Here is a 17425-nt window from a genome sequence, read left to right as displayed (position 1 = left end):
TTTCATTCGGCGCTAAGGGAGGTTGAAAGACATGTGTGCAATTAAAACAGAAGATCATAGCCGTTACCCAATGGCGGAAGTGCTAGTCAATGTGGCTGCACAAGACGTTGACCGCACTTTCGATTACTTGATTCCCCCTGCGCTTAGCGACCAACTTCAAAAAGGGGCCAGAGTGGTGGTCCCCTTCGGTCCGAGGAAAGTCCAAGGCTATGTGCTTAATATAAAGGACGTGCATGAGGAACCTCAGCACCGTCTTAAATCCGTTGAACAAGTTCTCGACGAAAAACCTCCTTTGACAGAAGAATTGATTGAGCTAGGACATTGGATGAAAAGGGAGTACACTTGTTTACTCGTTTCTGCTATGGAAGCCATGATTCCCGCTGTCCTCAAAGCGAAAACAAAACGAAAAGTGACGTATCAGAACGGGAAGCGGCAAACCACATATGAAGTGGCTGATAAGGTCACCCAACGTGTTCAAACGTTTGTTAAGTTATGTGTCCCTGAACAGGAAGTCGGGCATCATCTTGAGAAGCTGCATGCTAAAGCGGTTAAACAAAGAAAAGTCTTAACAACCTTGGCTGAAAGGCAACAGGCATGGTTACTATCTGACCTCCTTGCTGCTTGTGATACGACACTCTCCACCGTGAAGGCTTTAGAAGAGAAGGGGCTCGTCCAACGGGTGAAAAAAGAGAAACGGAGAGATCCTTATGCGGCCCATCACTTTGAACGTTCATCCCCTTTACCCCTAACGGAAGAACAGCAACAAGCGTTACAACAAATCACAGCGCAGGTCGATCGCCAGGAGTCCCGAACGTTCTTGGTTCACGGGGTAACCGGGAGTGGTAAGACGGAATTATATTTACAATCTATAGCTTATATCTTAGAACAGGGAAAAGAGGCCATCGTGCTCGTACCCGAAATATCTTTAACACCGCAAATGGTTGAGCGCTTTAAGGGGCGTTTTGGCGAACAAGTCGCGGTCTTGCATAGCCGCTTGTCCTCAGGTGAACGTTACGATGAATGGAGAAGAATCAGAGACGGGCAAGTGAAGGTGGCCATCGGAGCAAGGTCTGCTCTCTTTGCCCCTTTTCAAAACCTGGGTCTCATCATTATCGACGAAGAGCATGAAAGTTCTTACAAGCAGGAAGAATCACCGAAGTACCATGCTAGGGACGTGGCGATCTTTCGTGCACAGTATCACCAAGTCCCTGTTGTTTTAGGGAGTGCGACGCCAACCTTGGAAAGCTTTGCCCGGGCTCAAAAAGGGGTCTATCAACTTATTTCCTTACACCAGAGAATTCAAGGCAGTCAACTGCCCGAAGTTGAAGTGGTGGACATGCGGCAAGAATTAAAAGCAGGCAATCGTACCATGTTCAGCCGTCCGTTATATGAGAAAATTAACGCGTGCCTTGAGCGGAGGGAACAGATGGTGCTGTTCCTCAATCGGAGAGGCTATAACACGTTTGTCATGTGTCGAGACTGTGGGTATGTAGCAGAATGTCCCCATTGTGATATTTCTTTGACGTTCCATAAAAGAGATGGGGCACACCGCTGTCATTATTGCGGCTATGAAGAGCGTCAATTGAGCGTCTGTCCACAATGTGAGAGTGAGCATATTCGCTTCTTCGGTACGGGTACTCAAAAAGTGGAGGAGGAACTATACAAGCATTTTCCGGGGATACGTGTGATTCGTATGGATGTGGATACAACTCAGAAAAAAGGGGCCCATGAACAACACCTTCAAGCTTTTAGAGAGCAGAAAGCGGATTGTCTTCTGGGCACGCAAATGATTGCCAAGGGCCTAGATTTTGAGCGTGTGACGCTTGTGGGTGTCATCGCAGCTGATGCTCTTCTGCATTTGCCCGATTTTCGTGCCGCAGAGAAAACCTTTCAACTTTTAACCCAAGTGAGTGGACGTGCGGGCCGCCATGAGCTTCCGGGAAAAGTAGTCGTCCAATCTTATACACCTGATCACTACAGTATCGAAACAGCGTCAAAGCATGATTACAACACATTTTACCAATTAGAAATGAAAAACAGAAGACAGAGGGGCTATCCACCCTATTACTTCCTCACATTAATCACCTTTTCACATCCCGACTTACCATACCTTGTGAAAGTGTGTGAACAATCGGTACAATGGGTGAAACAGCAGGTATCACCAAATACAATCGTTTTGGGACCTGTAGCCTCGCCGATTCCAAGGATCAAAGATAGATATCGATACCAATGCATGATAAAATATAGGGATGAACCTCAATTGGGAGGTTTGTTAACACAACTGATTGAACGTAATGACATACATATAAATAAAAATGACCTCATACTTCAAGTGGATCGTAATCCACAAATTCTAATGTAGGAGTGATAACAGTGGGTATTCGTATGATTGTTAAACACCCAGACCCTATCCTTCGTGAAAAAACGATAGAAGTCAAGAACATTAATAAAAACATCATTAAACTGTTAGATGACATGGCTGAAACGATGTATGACGCGGATGGTGTAGGATTAGCTGCACCTCAAGTGGGGATTCCCAAAAGAGTGACTGTCATTGATGTTGGAGATGACAACGGACTGATTGAACTGATTAACCCTGTCATCGTCTCCAAGTCAGGTGAACAGTTAGGTCCAGAGGGATGTTTGAGTTTTCCAGGCTTATTAGGTGATGTTCGCCGAGCGCAAAAATGTAAAGTACGAGCACTGAACCGTCACGGTGAAACGTTTGAGATTGAAGGTGAAGACCTCCTTGCGCGAGCCTTACAGCACGAAATTGATCATTTAAACGGCGTGCTTTTCACAGACCATGTGGAGCAGTACTACGAGAAGGAAGAGTAAAGGTAGGAGGGCTCTAGAATGAAAATAGTGTTTATGGGAACACCTGATTTTGCCGTACCATCATTAGAAGCGTTGATAGACAGTGAATATGACATTGTCGGTGTCGTTACTCAGCCGGACAGGCCGAAGGGGAGAAAAAAGGTTTTAACCCCTCCGCCAGTCAAAGAAACAGCCTTAGCGCACGGTCTCCCTGTTCTCCAACCCCAGAAGCTAAAGGGTTCAGATGAATTAAAGAAGCTTCAGTCATGGGCTCCTGACCTTATTGTCACGGCGGCGTTTGGTCAATTACTTCCTGAAGAGGTATTGAGCTTACCTCATCTTGGATGTATGAATGTACATGCCTCGTTATTACCCAAATATCGTGGTGGTGCGCCCATTCATCATGCCATTATTAATGGTGAGCGCGAGACAGGTGTAACGATCATGTATATGGTCAAAGCACTAGACGCAGGGGATATCATCAGTCAAAAATCAATCCCGATTGAAGATGAAGATGATGTGGCTTCCATGTTTAATAAGCTCAGTCATTTGGGCGCCGAGCTTTTAGTGGACACATTGCCAGCATTGATTGAAGGACGTATACAACCAACCCCACAAGAACCTGATCTTGTCAGCTATGCCCCTAATATCCAACGGGAAGATGAACAGATAGATTGGACCAAAAGCGGGAAAGATATTTATAACCACATTCGTGGGATGCGGCCCTTTCCAGGGTCCTTCACAACAATGGAAGGCGACGTCGTGAAGGTATGGGTGGCAGAGATAACGAATGACAAACACCTAGACCCATCACCGGGGACCATTTATCAGCTAGACGCTGACAGTCTTAAAGTGGTATGTGGTGATGGCACAGGATTAACATTAAAAGAGATTCAGCCAGCAGGTAAAAAACGTATGTCAGTATCAGACTTTCTACACGGTTCGGGTAACCATTGGAGAGTCGGCATGACCTTTGGCGGGTAAGGAGAAATTATGGTTTCTAAAAAGCACTTAACGCGCACCTTAGCGCTGAAAGCATTGGAGCAAATTGAACAGGGCGGCGCTTACAGCAACTTAATGCTTAATCGCTTATTACAGGGACAGCCTGATATGGATAAGCGTGACAAGCATCTGATGACTGAAATTGTATATGGCACATTACAACATCTACGCATCATTGATTTTTATTTACAGCCATTGTTGAAAAAACCATTAAATAAATTAGACCCCTGGGTTAAGCAATTACTACGACTTAGTGTATATCAGATTCACTTCCTCGATCGAGTTCCGGATCGTGCCATTGTGCATGAAGCGGTTGAGATTGCCAAAATAAAAGGACATAGAGGGATTTCTGGTATGGTCAATGGGGTTCTGCGTGCTTATTTACGATCTGAACGCCCTTCATTAGATACACTGACGAATAAGGTGGAACGTTTAGCGATACAGACCTCACACCCTACTTGGCTCGTTGATCGCTGGGATGAACAGTATGGATACGAGGATACCCGTCTCATATGTGAGGCAAACAATAGACCCCCACGCATGACGCTGCGCGTGAATCAACTCAAAGCGACGCGGGAAGACGTGATGACCAAGCTAGAAACAGAAGGGTATAAAGTACAGCCATCCACCATAGTCGATGAGGGTGTCATTGTGTTAGAAGGTGGGAATGTGACGCAGTCTTCCTTATTCTCTGAAGGATATTTCACGATCCAAGATGAAAGCTCGATGCTGATCCCTCATTTGCTGGATCCGCAACCAGGCATGAGGGTATTGGACGCCTGTGCCGCCCCAGGCGGGAAGACGACACATCTGGCTGAGTATATGAGGGATGAAGGCCAAATTTTAGCCGTAGATCTTCATCCACATAAGGAAAAGCTTGTCCGTGAGAACGCCCAACGTTTGGGCACCTCTATCGTTGACACGCTGACTGCAGACGCACGTTTGCTTCAAGACCAAACTCAGGAATCGTTTGACCGTATCCTTCTCGATGCACCTTGCTCCGGTTTTGGTGTGATACGTCGCAAGCCAGACTTAAAGTGGAGCAAAACCGAATCGGATATTGCTCAGATTTCTAAGGTGCAGCTCGAGCTGCTGAAAAAAGTATCTCCATTACTCAAGCCCGGGGGCCATCTTGTTTACAGTACTTGTACGATTGAGAAGGAAGAGAATCAGTCTGTGATTGGTCACTTTCTAGCGGATCATACAGATTTTCATATCGTGCCTGATAGTGAGAGACAAATTTTACCGCAACATTTTGGTTCGGACGGATTCTATATGATTAAACTACAAAGAAATTTTGGTGATTAATATGAGTACAGTACAGACAGTGACACATGAAAATCAAACACAGCAGAAAAAAATAAATCCTTTAAAGCCCGAGTTTGACCCACCCCTAATTTACGATCTCACATTTGAAGAGCTACAAAACTGGGTGGTCTCAGTTGGCGAACCTAAGTTTAGAGCATCGCAAATCTTTGATTGGCTGTACGTCAAGCGCGTCAGTCGTTTTGAAGACATGTCCAACTTATCCAAAGGGTTACGAGAGAAATTAGAGCGTTCCTTTACGATGCACGCGTTAGATGAAGCGTTAAAGCAAGAATCAGAAGACGGGACCATCAAGTTTCTCTTTGGTTTACGTGATGGTTACTCCATCGAAACTGTCATTATGAGACATCAGTATGGCAACAGTGTATGTGTGACGACCCAAGTGGGATGTCGCATCGGGTGTACGTTTTGTGCGTCTACATTAGGGGGGTTGAAACGAAACCTTACAGCAGGTGAGATTGTCGCCCAAGTGTTAGAAGCACAAAAAGCATTAGACCCTACAGGAGAAAGAGCTTCCCACGTGGTCATCATGGGCATAGGGGAGCCGTTTGAGAACTTTGATCCTATGTTAGGGTTCCTCAAAACCATTAACCATGATAAAGGACTTAATATTGGTGCCCGTCATATTACCGTATCGACAAGCGGGATCATACCAAAAATATACGACTTTGCCAATGAAAATTTACAGATCAACTTGGCCATTTCCTTACATGCGCCAAATACAGATATACGTTCGAGATTAATGCCGATTAATCGTGCTTACCCGTTAGATGAATTAATGGAGGCTGTGAAGTATTATATTGATAAAACAGGCAGACGTATTACGTTTGAATACGGACTGTTTGGCGGCGTGAATGACCAAGTCGAACATGCCGAAGAGTTGGCCCGACTAATCAAAGATATTAACTGTTATGTCAACTTAATACCGGTGAACTACGTGCCTGAAAGGGATTATGTCCGCACACCGAAAGACGATATCTTCAGGTTTAGAGACACTTTAGAAAAGCGCGGCGTGACATGTACGATCAGACGTGAGCATGGTAGTGATATTGCAGCCGCATGTGGACAGCTACGGGCACAAGAACGAAAAGAGGAGACGAGGTGACCTGAGTGGAAGTAGCGGTTTTGACGCATGTTGGTCACTATCGACAAGTGAACGAAGACAGTGGAGAAGTGATCAAGCGTGGAGATGACGCTTTAATGGCCATCGTCGCAGATGGCATGGGAGGTCATCAAGCGGGGGATGTTGCCAGCCAAATGGCCGTCGATCATCTGAGGAAAGCATTTGATGAAGTCGATCTCGACAAAAGTAATCAAGATTGGGAGGATTGGCTCCTCCATCAAATAAGGGGGGCCAATCAATCCATCTTTGATTATGCCCAACAACATGAGTCTCATTACGGTATGGGAACAACATTAGCTGTCACACTTTGCTTTAAAGAGTATTACATCGTGGCCCATGTAGGGGATAGCCGTGTCTATCGCTATCATGATCAACAATTAGAAAAAGTAACCGAGGATCATTCACTCGTCAATGAGTTAGTCCGTACAGGCCAGATTTCAGAAGAACAAGCAGAAATTCATCCTCAACGTAACGTGATCACAAGGGCGTTAGGGACGGATGAAGATGTCAAAGCAGATATTCGCACCCTTTTTTATCTCGATCACGAACATATCCTGCTTTGCTCCGATGGCCTCACGAATATGATAGAAGAAGAACAAATGAAAGACATCCTAGATCAGTACCCTACAGCAGATGAGAAGGCAGCTGTACTCCTTCAGTATGCCCTAGACGCTGGAGGCGATGATAACATCACGCTGATCTTGCTACATAAGATTGATGAAGACGGACGAAAGTGAGGTGAATCTCGTTGATAGGGAAAAAGATTGTAGGTCGTTATGAAGTTTTAGATCGCGTCGGTGGTGGAGGGATGGCCATCGTTTACAAAGCGAAAGATGAACTGCTCAATCGAATCGTTGCTCTGAAAATATTACGACCACAGTACGCCATTGATGATGACTTTGTGAACCGCTTTCGTCGAGAAGCTCAAGCAGCTGCTAGTCTCTCTCATCCTAACATCGTGAGTATCTATGACGTAGGGGTGGAGGAGGACGTCCATTACATTGTCATGGAATTAGTTGAAGGGTGGACATTAAAAGAGTATATAAAAGAACATGGCCCCTTGCCTAGTGAAGACGCTGTTTCAATTACAAAACAGATTGCTGAAGCGTTGGAGCATGCGCATCACAATCAAATTATCCACCGTGATATTAAACCTCACAATATTTTGATTAACAGAGATAAAAAAATTAAAGTCACAGATTTTGGGATTGCCAGAGCCGTGTCGTCGTCTACGATTACACATACAGGTTCAGTCGTTGGGTCCGTTCATTATTTCTCACCCGAACAAGCCAAGGGTGGCATTACAGGGGAAAAATCAGACATCTACTCTCTAGGTGTTGTGTTATACGAAATGGTAACAGGAGAGCTCCCTTTCTCCGGTGATTCTCCAATAACTGTCGCTTTGAAGCATTTACAGGATAAATTTCAGGATCCACGTCATCTTAACCCTAGTATCCCTCAAAGTGTAGAAAATATCATTTTACGTGCATTAGCTAGAGATCCCTTGAAACGATACGCCTCTGCTCGGGAATTGATTGAAACGCTAGAGACAGCTTTGAGCCCTGAGAGACTAAATGAACAGAAGATCGACTTAACGGATGATGCTGATGATGAGGAAGCCACTAAAGTGATGCCAGTTATTCATGAAGACATGCTCGAAGGCCAACAGGGCCATGACGATGCATCATCAGTTCAACAAGAAGATGGATGGAAAAGCTCGAACGACTCTGAAAACCAAGATGTTCTTCAATCAAATGATGACCATGAGTCCCTTCATGAGGACGATGAAGAGGATGAGTCAGACACAAAGCGCCCACTATGGGTTAAGCTGCTCATATCGTTTGTCGTTGTGAGCTTACTAGGTTTCGGAGTGGTAAAAGGCACCGGCTATGTTTTAGAGTTACTGTATGTCAAAGAGATAGAAGTGGAGGATGTCACACATCTTTCAGAGGAAGAAGCACGTGAAATATTAGAAAAACAAGGATTTCAAATCGATAAAAGAACGGTCTTTCATGATGAGGTTGAAGAAGGACACGTGATTACACAGTCCCCTGTAGGTGGAGGAACTGCTAAGGAAAACAGTCATATACGGCTAACCATCAGTTTAGGCCAGCAAAAGGAACGTATGGGTAGCTTTCAATATATGCACGAACAAACAGTGAGAGGGTTATTGAGAGATTTTAAAGCCATTGAAGTTGAGTATGAGAAACATCCCGAACTGTCTGAAGGAATGGTGATCAGTCAACAACCAGAAGCAAACGAGTGGGTCGTCCCCGAAGAAACCACGGTAAGGTTAGTTGTCAGTTCTGGTAAATCCGTTGTGAATATGCCTAACCTTGTGGGCTTATCGGAGCAAGCGGCTGAAGCGACACTCTTAAGATATAATTTAGAACTTGATGCTATAGAGAGAGACTATTCGGATTACAATAAAGGCGTCGTTTACCGTCAGCATCCTATTGATCCGCAACAAGAGGTTGAGCCGGGTACCCCTATTACCATTTGGGTTAGTAAGGGGAAGAAGGATGCCCAGCGAAATGTGACGGAAGACATTGAGATCACGTTGGAAGAGAACGAAGTGGCAAATATCGAAATTTACGTCTCAGATGCCAATAGAGAAGAAGAGAAAGTGATCGATGAGCAAATCGAAGAAAGTCAGAGATACTCACTGAACTTAAAAGTCTCACCTATGCAGGACGGGACCATCACCGTATATAAAAATGGTCAAATTCACGAGGGACCCAAGACTGTGACGTACGAGCAGGAGGAGTAAGCCATGCCAAAGGGCCAAATTATTAAAGCATTAAGTGGATACTACTATGTACAAGAAGATGAAACGAAGCGTGTTTGGCAGTGCCGAGCCAGAGGTGTATTCAAGAAGAGAAAAATATCGCCTTTAGTAGGGGATTATGTCCAATTTGATCCCGGGCAAAATGAGGAAGGCACTGTAACGGAGGTTCATGCGCGTAAAAATGAACTCAACCGTCCGCCTGTGGCTAATGTGGATCAAGCGTTACTCGTCTTCTCTGTCAACGAACCAGCCTTCAGCGCCATACTACTAGACAAGTTTCTTGTACATATTGAGCAGGCCCGAATCACGCCCGTCATCTGTTTAACTAAAGTGGATTTGGCAGACCATCCTGAGCATCAATATCCAGAGATAAAAGCATATCAAGATCTGGGCTATCCCTTTTTCATGACCAGTGCGACAACACAGAACGGCATAGAGCACCTGACTGAATATCTATCTGGAAAAACGACCGTTTTTGCTGGACAATCCGGTGTGGGGAAATCTTCCCTGTTAAACGCGATTGATCCTCAATTAGAACTAGAAACGAGGGAAATATCGAATCGTTTAGGAAGAGGGAAGCACACTACCCGACACGTGGAGTTAATCCCATTGCCCAAAGGTGGATTCGTGGCAGATACCCCGGGTTTTAGTCAGTTAGATTTTACGGGGATAGAACCTGAGACGCTCACGGAGTATTTTATCGATTTTGAGCCGTATCGCCCGCAGTGCAAATTTAGAGAATGCCTACACCAAAAAGAACCTAAGTGTGCGGTTAAGCAGGCAGTGGAGGACGGTCATATCGCCCAACACCGGTATCAGCATTACATACAGTTTTTAGAAAAGATTCAAGATGAAAAATATCGTAGGGGGTTTTAAACGCATGACTATCATCGCGCCATCTATACTATCAGCAGACTTTGCACAACTAGGCAACGAGATAAAAGACGTCGAACGAGGAGGGGCAGATTGGATTCATGTTGATGTCATGGACGGTCACTTTGTCCCGAATATCACCATAGGACCGTTAATCGTAGAGGCGATACGTCCGCACACATCCCTTCCGCTTGATGTGCACTTAATGATTGAACAACCTGAAAGATATATACCGGATTTTGCCCAGAGTGGTGCAGATATCATATCCGTTCATCAGGAGGCTTCACCTCATCTGCATCGGACGATCCATCAAATTAAGGATCACGGTGCGAAAGCAGGTGTCGTGTTAAACCCGGCCACACCGGTCGACATGATCAGGGATATCATACCAGATCTAGATCTCATATTATTTATGACTGTGAACCCTGGTTTTGGTGGTCAAAGCTTTATCCCCTCCGTACTAGAAAAAATTAAAACTTGCCACGCATGGATACAAGAAAAAGGTTTACACCACATCAACATTGAAGTCGATGGAGGGGTGACACCTGAAACGGCTGAGTTATGCCGAAATGCAGGGGCCAATGTCCTTGTCGCTGGTTCGGCCGTCTTCAACCAACCCGATCGTGCACAAGCGATTCATGACATTCGCGGATAAGATGATGTTCTAACTTTTAAATTAGGACATATCTATAGTGGTAAAGAGTGTCGTGAACACGACTTATGAACCGTTAGGTAAAGGCGGAATATAATGGTCATAGGTCAGTGGCCGAAGGAGGCTTTCTTTGCCTAAAGGAGGGGTATGGTATGAAATTTTACACCATTAAACTACCGAGGTTTATCGGAAATGTGGTCAGGATGGTTTTGGGTGTATTTCGTAAAGATAAGTAGTCCTTTCAACATAAGACTTTATTGTTCATCAGACTGTTGAGATTTCCTTAACAGTCTATTGTTTTGTAAAGACTGGACATAAAAAAATGAGCGTCATGGCGAAAAGAGCCATACGCTCATTTTTATGAGTGCATGTCGAAACATTAAACGCGTTGTACCTTACCAGATTTAAGTGCTCTAGTACTGACATAAACACGTTTTGGCTTTCCATCTACTAGGATACGAACCTTCTGAACGTTTACGCCCCATTTACGCTTTGTTTGGTTAAGAGCGTGACTTCGTTTATTTCCAGTCTTACCTGTTTTTCCAGTTACGTAACATTTGCGCGCCATCGTTACACCTCCTCTACAGAATAGACATCTATCAGTCCATTCAAACCTTCGTCAGCTGTTAAAGAAAACACTTGTATATATTAGCATATCAATTTTTAAAATGCAATGAGACAGAACGGTATACGGCCTTTATCATCCCCATTTTTTTGGTCAAGAAACGGAATGGAATTCGTAGCGGAGAGATAAACTTTTAAAAAGAGGGATGTTGTAGTAAAATGAAACAGAATCACTCAATTCTCTCGTAAGGGGGCTGGAATCATGACAGTTGAGATTTCGACACAGCTGGGACAGATAGATGTTTCAGTAGAAGTCATTGAAACGTTGGCCGGAGGAGCTGCATTGGATTGCTATGGTCTTGTTGGAATGGCCTCACGTAAGCAGCTAAAGGACGGTATCACGGAGTTGCTTGGGCGCGACAATTTAAGTAAAGGCGTCGTCGTTCGAGAGGATGAAGAAGGTATTCATGTAGACATGTACATTATTGTGAGTTATGGCACGAAGATATCTGAAGTGGCTCATAACGTTCAATCTAAAGTCAAATATACACTTGAGCAAACGCTAGGTTTGCAGGTGTCTACTGTGAATATATTTGTACAAGGGGTACGAATCACCAACCCATAACGCGGTTGGTGTCGGAGTAGTCGAAGGAGTTAGGAGGATCATAGGTGAAACATGACAAAATAGACGGCATTTTATTTGCTCGCATGATTCAAGAGGGAGCAAAGAACCTAACAAAACATGTTAAAACAGTGGACTCACTTAACGTTTTCCCAGTCCCAGACGGGGATACGGGGACTAATATGAACCTGTCGTTCACTTCTGGGGTGAACGAGATGAATAAAGTGAGTGCCCAAGACATTTCTCAAGTTGCGAAAGCGCTATCAAGAGGGCTTCTTATGGGTGCCAGAGGTAACTCAGGTGTCATCCTATCTCAGCTTTTTCGCGGGTTTGGCAAGGCGATAGAAGAGGAAGATGCCATAGATTCAAAGCTTTTTGCCAAAGCGCTGCGTCACGGGGTAGAAACAGCTTATAAAGCCGTGATGAAGCCAGTTGAAGGAACGATTCTAACCGTATCCAAAGATGCAGCCGAAAAAGCAGACAAAGCGGCTAGACAGACGGATGATATCACAGAAGTCATGGCGCAAGTACTAGAAGAAGCCAAAGCTTCATTACAGCGCACGCCTGATTTATTACCCGTATTGAAGCAGGTAGGTGTCGTTGACTCAGGTGGGCAAGGTTTAGTGTATGTGTATGAAGGCTTCCTTGCAGTATTAAAGGGAGAAAGTTTACCTGAACATCATGAAGATGATGTTGAGGATCGTGAAGCGATCAACGAGAACAAGGAAGAGCATGTGCGCGATGAAGTAGCGGAGATGATGCAGTCTGGTGTCTTATCGGTAGAAGATATTGAGTTTGGCTACTGTACAGAATTCATGGTGCGCTTAAGTCCTGAACGTGCCCCGCTGTTTAACGAGCAACAATTTCGTCAACAGTTGACTCAATTTGGCGATTCATTACTCGTGATTTCTGATGACGAGCTTGTTAAAGTACATATTCATGCCGAAGAGCTATATAAAGTAATGGAGTTAGCCCAACGATTCGGAGATTTAACGAATATTAAGATCGAAAATATGAGAGAGCAATTTATAGCAATCAAAGATAAAGAGGGTAGCTCTAAACAAGGCCAAGCTACGACAGTGGAAAATGAAGAGACAGAGCAGAAGGAATATGGCCTCATCACAGTGGCGATGGGCCAAGGTATTGAAGATATTTTTACAAGCTTAGGTGCTGACGTTGTCATTCAGGGTGGACAAACCATGAATCCGAGCACTGAAGATTTTGTGAACGCAGCAAAACAGATGAATGCCCAAAAAATCATGATATTACCTAACAATAGCAATATCATCTTGGCCGCAGAACAAGCTGGCGAACTTATTGATGTCCCAGTAGTGGTGATCCCTACGAAAAATGTGCCTCAAGGTATGGCGTCCTTATTATCTTATAATCCAACATTATCATTAGAAGAAAACCGTGAAGCGATGAACCAAGCCAAAGATCACGTCAAAGCGGGGCAGGTCACATATGCTGTCAGGGATACTGAAATCGATGGTGTACATATATCCAAAGACGACTTTATGGGCCTATATAATGGCAAGATCGTCGCCACTGACAAAGATCGTGACGAAACATTGAGAAAGCTGATTGCTCAATTATGCGATGAAGAAAGCGAAATATTGACCCTGATTTACGGTGAGGATGTGACAGAAGAGGAAGCGGAAACCCTAGCGGAAGACATAGAACAGGCTTATGAAGAGATAGAGGTCGAAATACATAAGGGAGATCAACCCCTTTATCCGTTTATACTCGCTGTTGAGTAGATCAACCAAGGGTCAATTTTAGACCCTACGACCACTACATCATGCGCGTGCTTGATAGACATTTACCACAAGTCTTTTCGTCTAACACGTGCATATCATAATATAGACAGATACAAACATTCCTATATCGCGCAATAGGAATGTTTGTTATGTTAAAATGTTCTTAGCAGACATTTTTATAATCGTGTTCATACAGGAAAGACAATAGAAAACAGGTGGTGAGGAGAGTGAAGTATCGTACCGTCTTTGATATTATTGGCCCAATTATGATTGGACCATCAAGTTCGCATACGGCTGGTGCAGCTCGTATAGGAAAGATCGCCCGTAATATATTTGGGCGACATCCTGAAACGGCTGAAATCACGTTTTATGGCTCCTTTGCTCAAACGTATAAAGGACATGGGACAGAAATTGCTCTTATCGGAGGAATACTCGATCTTGATACTCATGACGAGGGGATCATCGAGTCCAAAGCGTTAGCCAAGGAACAAGGCGTGGATGTGACGACATTAATTAGTGAAGAGGAAACAGAGCATCCCAACACGGCCAAAGTAAAGCTAGCGGATGAGTTTGGTGAAGTGGAGATTGTTGGCATCTCCATTGGCGGTGGTAATATAGAAATTATCTCTATGAACGGGTTTCATCTACGGTTGTCAGGTCATCATCCAGCTTTGCTCGTGTTGCATGAAGATCGTCACGGTATGATTGCCGGTGTGTCTAATGTGCTCAGTAAGTACGAGTTAAACATCGGTCACATGGAGGTGGCTAGAAAATCAAAAGGGTCTGAAGCGCTGATGGCGATAGAAACCGATCAGCAAATACCACAAGCATTACTAGATGAAATACAACAGATCCCTTATATTCTGACGGTGACACGATTACAAGCATAGGGGAGGGGTCCAGTGTGGCTAATTTTAAAACTGTAGCAGAATTAATATCCATTGCAGAACAAGAAAATAAGAAAATATCGGACGTCATGTTAGCTCAGGAAGTAGAGATCAGTGGAAAGACTATAGATGAGATTTGGGAGCAGATGGAGAAAGCGTACGACGTCATGGAAAAAGCCGTTCAGAGAGGGATCACCGAAGATATACGCTCTCACAGCGGTTTAACAGGGGGCGCAGGAAAAAAACTTCAAGCTTATATCCAAAAAGGGGACTTTCTATCTGGGGAGACCGTTTTGGATGCTGTCAGCAAAGCCATGTCAACGAACGAAGTCAATGCAGCGATGGGGACTATTTGCGCGACACCTACAGCAGGGGCTGCAGGTATCGTACCTGGTACACTGTTTAGTGTGGCTCAAAAACTAAACGCTTCCAAGGAAGATCAGATACGCTTTTTATTCGCCTCAGGTGCCATAGGTTACGTCGTGGCCAACAATGCCTTCATCGCAGGTGCGACAGGGGGCTGCCAAGCTGAGACCGGGTCAGCATCAGCCATGGCTGCGGCAGCCATTGTTGAGATAGCAGGTGGTACGCCTTCTCAATCTGCTCAAGCTGTTGCCATTGCATTACAGAATATGCTAGGTTTAGTTTGTGACCCAGTCGCAGGTCTCGTGGAGGTCCCATGTGTGAAACGTAACGCGATCGGGGCTTCGATTGCCATGGTAGCAGCCGATATGGCTTTAGCAGACATTACATTTGCCATACCGGCAGATGAAGTCATTGATGCTATGTATCGTATCGGTAAAACCATGCCACATACGTTAAAAGAAACTGCACTAGGAGGGCTGGCTGCAACCCCAACAGGCAAAGAATTAGAAGCAAAAGTCTTTGGTGGGCAGCCGACAAAAAGTGAGTCAAAATCATAACAATTTAAATGTATCAGTACAACAGATTAATGGAGTGGGAGAGGAACGCGCAAGCGACCTCTCCCAATTAGGTATTGAAACAATTGAAGATCTACTCATGTACTTTCCGTTTAAGCATGAAGATCGTAGTGTCAAGGATTTAGCAGACGCCGCCCATGACGAGAAGGTGACCATTGTTGGTAAGGTCCACAGTGAGCCTCACCTCCGTTTTTATGGTCGCAAAAAGTCTAGGCTCAGCGTGCGCGTGTTAGTAGATGAACGCTATCTCGTCACAGCCGTTATGTTTAATCGCCATTTTGCCAAAAAGCAGTTTACGGTTGGTAAAAGTGTGACGCTAACAGGGAAGCTAGATAAAAACAGAATGCAATTAACAGTCCAGACTTATTCTTTTAAGCAACCGTCCCTACCTGAAAATAAAGAGGAGAGCCTAGTCCCTGTCTATTCTGTTAACAGTCAAGTCAGTTCCTCATTTTTACAAAAGATGATCCGGCGTGCTTATGATGAATATGGGAGGAACATACCTGAAATTTTGCCTGAGCCTTTAATTCAACGCTATAAACTTATGGGGAGATCAGAAGCTATAGAGCATTTACATTTTCCAGACTCCCTAGACTTGTTTAAAAGTGCGAAGCGCCGAATGGTCTATGAAGAATTTTTCTTGTTTCAATTGAAATTACATACATACAAAAGAATTCAGAGGGATCAACAGCCTGGTATGACTCAGGTTATTAATGACGAGCTATTACAAGCTCATATCAACACCCTTCCTTTTACGCTGACGGGTGCACAACAAAGCGCGTTAGAGGATATTCTAAGCGATATGCGTTCAGATCGAGCAATGAATCGTTTGCTACAAGGTGATGTAGGGTCAGGAAAGACCGCCGTGGCAGCTTTAGCCTTATACGGGTCTATCACCGCAGGCCATCAAGGGGCTTTGATGGTTCCAACAGAAATTTTAGCAGAGCAACACTACATGTCTCTAAAGTCATTTTTCGAAGGGACGGATCTCCAAATTGCGCTCTTAACTGGCAGCACGAAGACCAAGGAAAAACGAGAAATTTACGCCGGCCTTCAAATGGGGCTCATCGATCTCGTGATTGGTACCCACGCCCTGATCCAAGACAACGTTCATTTTAACCGCCTGGGTCTTGTTGTCATAGACGAGCAACATAGATTCGGTGTCGGTCAGAGAAGGAAGCTAAGACAGAAGGGATTTGCCCCGGATGTTTTATTTATGACGGCCACACCTATTCCCCGAACACTTGCAATCACGGCCTTCGGTGATATGGATGTATCCGTCATTGACGAACTTCCAGCCGGTCGAAAAAAGATCGAAACGTATTGGGTCAGAGAGAGTATGTTTGATCGTGTGGTTCAATTTATAGATAAAGAATTAGGACAAGGCAGACAAGCGTATGTCATTTGCCCCCTCATAGAAGAATCGGATAAACTTGACGTTCAAAATGCGATCGACATGCATGCGAAGTTGAAAGAATGTCTACCACAATACAACATTGGCCTTCTGCACGGACAAATGACATCAGATGAAAAAGAAGAAATGATGAAGGCGTTCGCCAACCAAGAAGTACAGCTCGTAGTTTCTACTACGGTCGTAGAGGTAGGTGTGAATGTGCCTAATGCTACACTGATGGTCATACAGGATGCTGAACGTTTTGGTCTATCACAGCTGCACCAACTACGAGGAAGAGTGGGACGTGGTGAGCACCAATCTTATTGTATATTAGTAGCTGATCCTAAAACTGAGGTTGGCATGGAACGGATGAATATCATGAGAGAAACGTCTGATGGATTTGAATTAGCGCAGAAAGACCTGGAACTAAGGGGACCAGGTGACTTCTTTGGGACCAAACAAAGCGGACTACCTGAATTCAAGGTTGCAGATATGATCCATGACTACCGTACGTTAGAGGTGGCCAGGGATGATGCGGCTAAGCTTGTACAACACGACGCATTCTGGGAACAAAAGGAATATCCTCAACTTATTCAGTATCTCAAGAGGGAAGGCGCGCTTGAGAGTGAGCATTTAGACTAAAAAAGGATTGCCAACATAGAGAGACTACTATATAC

Annotated in this window: 16 protein-coding genes; 15 read left to right on the top strand and 1 reads right to left on the bottom strand. The window is 44.5% G+C overall.

Features of this window, described 5'->3' with window-relative positions:
- The first annotated feature begins 31 nt into the window (after window positions 1–31).
- The 10 genes from priA (at window position 32) to spoVM (ending at window position 10817) form a co-directional block, all read left to right on the top strand.
- The gene (gene priA, locus JKM87_RS08460; RefSeq protein ID WP_202079907.1) at window positions 32–2362 is read left to right on the top strand and encodes a primosomal protein N'; all 2331 of its coding nucleotides are present in this window, start codon (window positions 32–34) and stop codon (window positions 2360–2362) included.
- Between the two features lie 11 nt (window positions 2363–2373).
- Window positions 2374–2838: a peptide deformylase gene (gene def / locus JKM87_RS08455; RefSeq protein ID WP_202079906.1), complete on the top strand. Its 465-nt coding sequence runs from the start codon at window positions 2374–2376 to the stop codon at window positions 2836–2838.
- 18 nt (window positions 2839–2856) lie between these two features.
- A complete protein-coding gene (gene fmt / locus JKM87_RS08450) occupies window positions 2857–3801 on the top strand; it encodes a methionyl-tRNA formyltransferase (RefSeq protein ID WP_202079905.1) in 945 nt (314 codons plus the stop codon).
- Between the two features lie 9 nt (window positions 3802–3810).
- Window positions 3811–5127, top strand: a complete 1317-nt coding sequence (gene rsmB, locus JKM87_RS08445) for a 16S rRNA (cytosine(967)-C(5))-methyltransferase RsmB (protein WP_202079904.1) — start codon at window positions 3811–3813, stop codon at window positions 5125–5127.
- A 52-nt stretch (window positions 5128–5179) separates the two neighbouring features.
- Complete coding sequence (gene rlmN, locus JKM87_RS08440) at window positions 5180–6250, top strand: dual-specificity RNA methyltransferase RlmN (RefSeq protein WP_419761850.1); 1071 nt, start codon at window positions 5180–5182, stop codon at window positions 6248–6250.
- Between the two features lie 5 nt (window positions 6251–6255).
- Window positions 6256–7005 (top strand): Stp1/IreP family PP2C-type Ser/Thr phosphatase, encoded by a 750-nt coding sequence (locus JKM87_RS08435; protein ID WP_202079902.1) that lies wholly within the window; start codon window positions 6256–6258, stop codon window positions 7003–7005.
- 11 nt (window positions 7006–7016) lie between these two features.
- On the top strand, window positions 7017–9038 hold the full coding sequence (gene pknB, locus JKM87_RS08430; protein WP_202079901.1) for a Stk1 family PASTA domain-containing Ser/Thr kinase: 2022 nt from the start codon (window positions 7017–7019) through the stop codon (window positions 9036–9038).
- A 3-nt stretch (window positions 9039–9041) separates the two neighbouring features.
- Window positions 9042–9932: a ribosome small subunit-dependent GTPase A gene (gene rsgA, locus JKM87_RS08425; protein WP_202079900.1), complete on the top strand. Its 891-nt coding sequence runs from the start codon at window positions 9042–9044 to the stop codon at window positions 9930–9932.
- A 4-nt stretch (window positions 9933–9936) separates the two neighbouring features.
- On the top strand, window positions 9937–10584 hold the full coding sequence (rpe, locus tag JKM87_RS08420; RefSeq protein WP_202079899.1) for a ribulose-phosphate 3-epimerase: 648 nt from the start codon (window positions 9937–9939) through the stop codon (window positions 10582–10584).
- Between the two features lie 149 nt (window positions 10585–10733).
- The gene (gene spoVM / locus JKM87_RS18255) at window positions 10734–10817 is read left to right on the top strand and encodes a stage V sporulation protein SpoVM (RefSeq protein ID WP_419761849.1); all 84 of its coding nucleotides are present in this window, start codon (window positions 10734–10736) and stop codon (window positions 10815–10817) included.
- 143 nt (window positions 10818–10960) lie between these two features.
- Here spoVM and rpmB read toward each other — a convergent pair whose 3' ends face one another.
- Window positions 10961–11149, bottom strand: a complete 189-nt coding sequence (gene rpmB, locus JKM87_RS08410; protein WP_202079897.1) for a 50S ribosomal protein L28 — start codon at window positions 11147–11149, stop codon at window positions 10961–10963.
- 258 nt (window positions 11150–11407) lie between these two features.
- On the opposite strand from rpmB, the gene JKM87_RS08405 reads away from it, so the two are divergent.
- From JKM87_RS08405 to recG, 5 genes are all read left to right on the top strand, one after another.
- Window positions 11408–11770: an Asp23/Gls24 family envelope stress response protein gene (locus JKM87_RS08405; RefSeq protein ID WP_202079896.1), complete on the top strand. Its 363-nt coding sequence runs from the start codon at window positions 11408–11410 to the stop codon at window positions 11768–11770.
- A gap of 83 nt (window positions 11771–11853) precedes the next feature.
- Complete coding sequence (locus JKM87_RS08400) at window positions 11854–13527, top strand: DAK2 domain-containing protein (RefSeq protein ID WP_202080089.1); 1674 nt, start codon at window positions 11854–11856, stop codon at window positions 13525–13527.
- 227 nt (window positions 13528–13754) lie between these two features.
- The gene (gene sdaAB / locus JKM87_RS08395) at window positions 13755–14417 is read left to right on the top strand and encodes an L-serine ammonia-lyase, iron-sulfur-dependent subunit beta (protein WP_202079895.1); all 663 of its coding nucleotides are present in this window, start codon (window positions 13755–13757) and stop codon (window positions 14415–14417) included.
- Between the two features lie 14 nt (window positions 14418–14431).
- Entirely contained in the window at window positions 14432–15337 is a 906-nt protein-coding gene (gene sdaAA, locus JKM87_RS08390; RefSeq protein ID WP_202079894.1) for an L-serine ammonia-lyase, iron-sulfur-dependent, subunit alpha, read from the top strand.
- Entirely contained in the window at window positions 15321–17390 is a 2070-nt protein-coding gene (recG, locus tag JKM87_RS08385; protein ID WP_202079893.1) for an ATP-dependent DNA helicase RecG, read from the top strand. Before sdaAA ends, recG begins: the two co-directional genes overlap by 17 nt.
- Window positions 17391–17425: the final 35 nt, after the last annotated feature.

Source organism: Caldalkalibacillus salinus, assembly GCF_016745835.1.
Classification (GTDB): domain Bacteria; phylum Bacillota; class Bacilli; order Caldalkalibacillales; family JCM-10596; genus Caldalkalibacillus_A; species Caldalkalibacillus_A salinus.
Note: the sequence above shows the minus strand (reverse complement) of the source record. Positions and strands in the feature narration are given on the sequence as shown.

Excerpts from the sequence above, each read along its gene's own strand:
- rsmB (WP_202079904.1), top strand. The coding sequence starts at position 3,811 with ATGGTTTCTAAAAAGCACTTAACGCGCACCTTAGCGCTGAAAGCATTG.
- rpe (WP_202079899.1), top strand. The coding sequence starts at position 9,937 with ATGACTATCATCGCGCCATCTATACTATCAGCAGACTTTGCACAACTA.
- rpmB (WP_202079897.1), bottom strand. The coding sequence starts at position 11,149 with ATGGCGCGCAAATGTTACGTAACTGGAAAAACAGGTAAGACTGGAAAT.
- fmt (WP_202079905.1), top strand. The coding sequence starts at position 2,857 with ATGAAAATAGTGTTTATGGGAACACCTGATTTTGCCGTACCATCATTA.
- JKM87_RS08400 (WP_202080089.1), top strand. The coding sequence starts at position 11,854 with ATGATTCAAGAGGGAGCAAAGAACCTAACAAAACATGTTAAAACAGTG.
- rsgA (WP_202079900.1), top strand. The coding sequence starts at position 9,042 with ATGCCAAAGGGCCAAATTATTAAAGCATTAAGTGGATACTACTATGTA.
- JKM87_RS08405 (WP_202079896.1), top strand. The coding sequence starts at position 11,408 with ATGACAGTTGAGATTTCGACACAGCTGGGACAGATAGATGTTTCAGTA.
- spoVM (WP_419761849.1), top strand. The coding sequence starts at position 10,734 with ATGAAATTTTACACCATTAAACTACCGAGGTTTATCGGAAATGTGGTC.
- priA (WP_202079907.1), top strand. The coding sequence starts at position 32 with ATGTGTGCAATTAAAACAGAAGATCATAGCCGTTACCCAATGGCGGAA.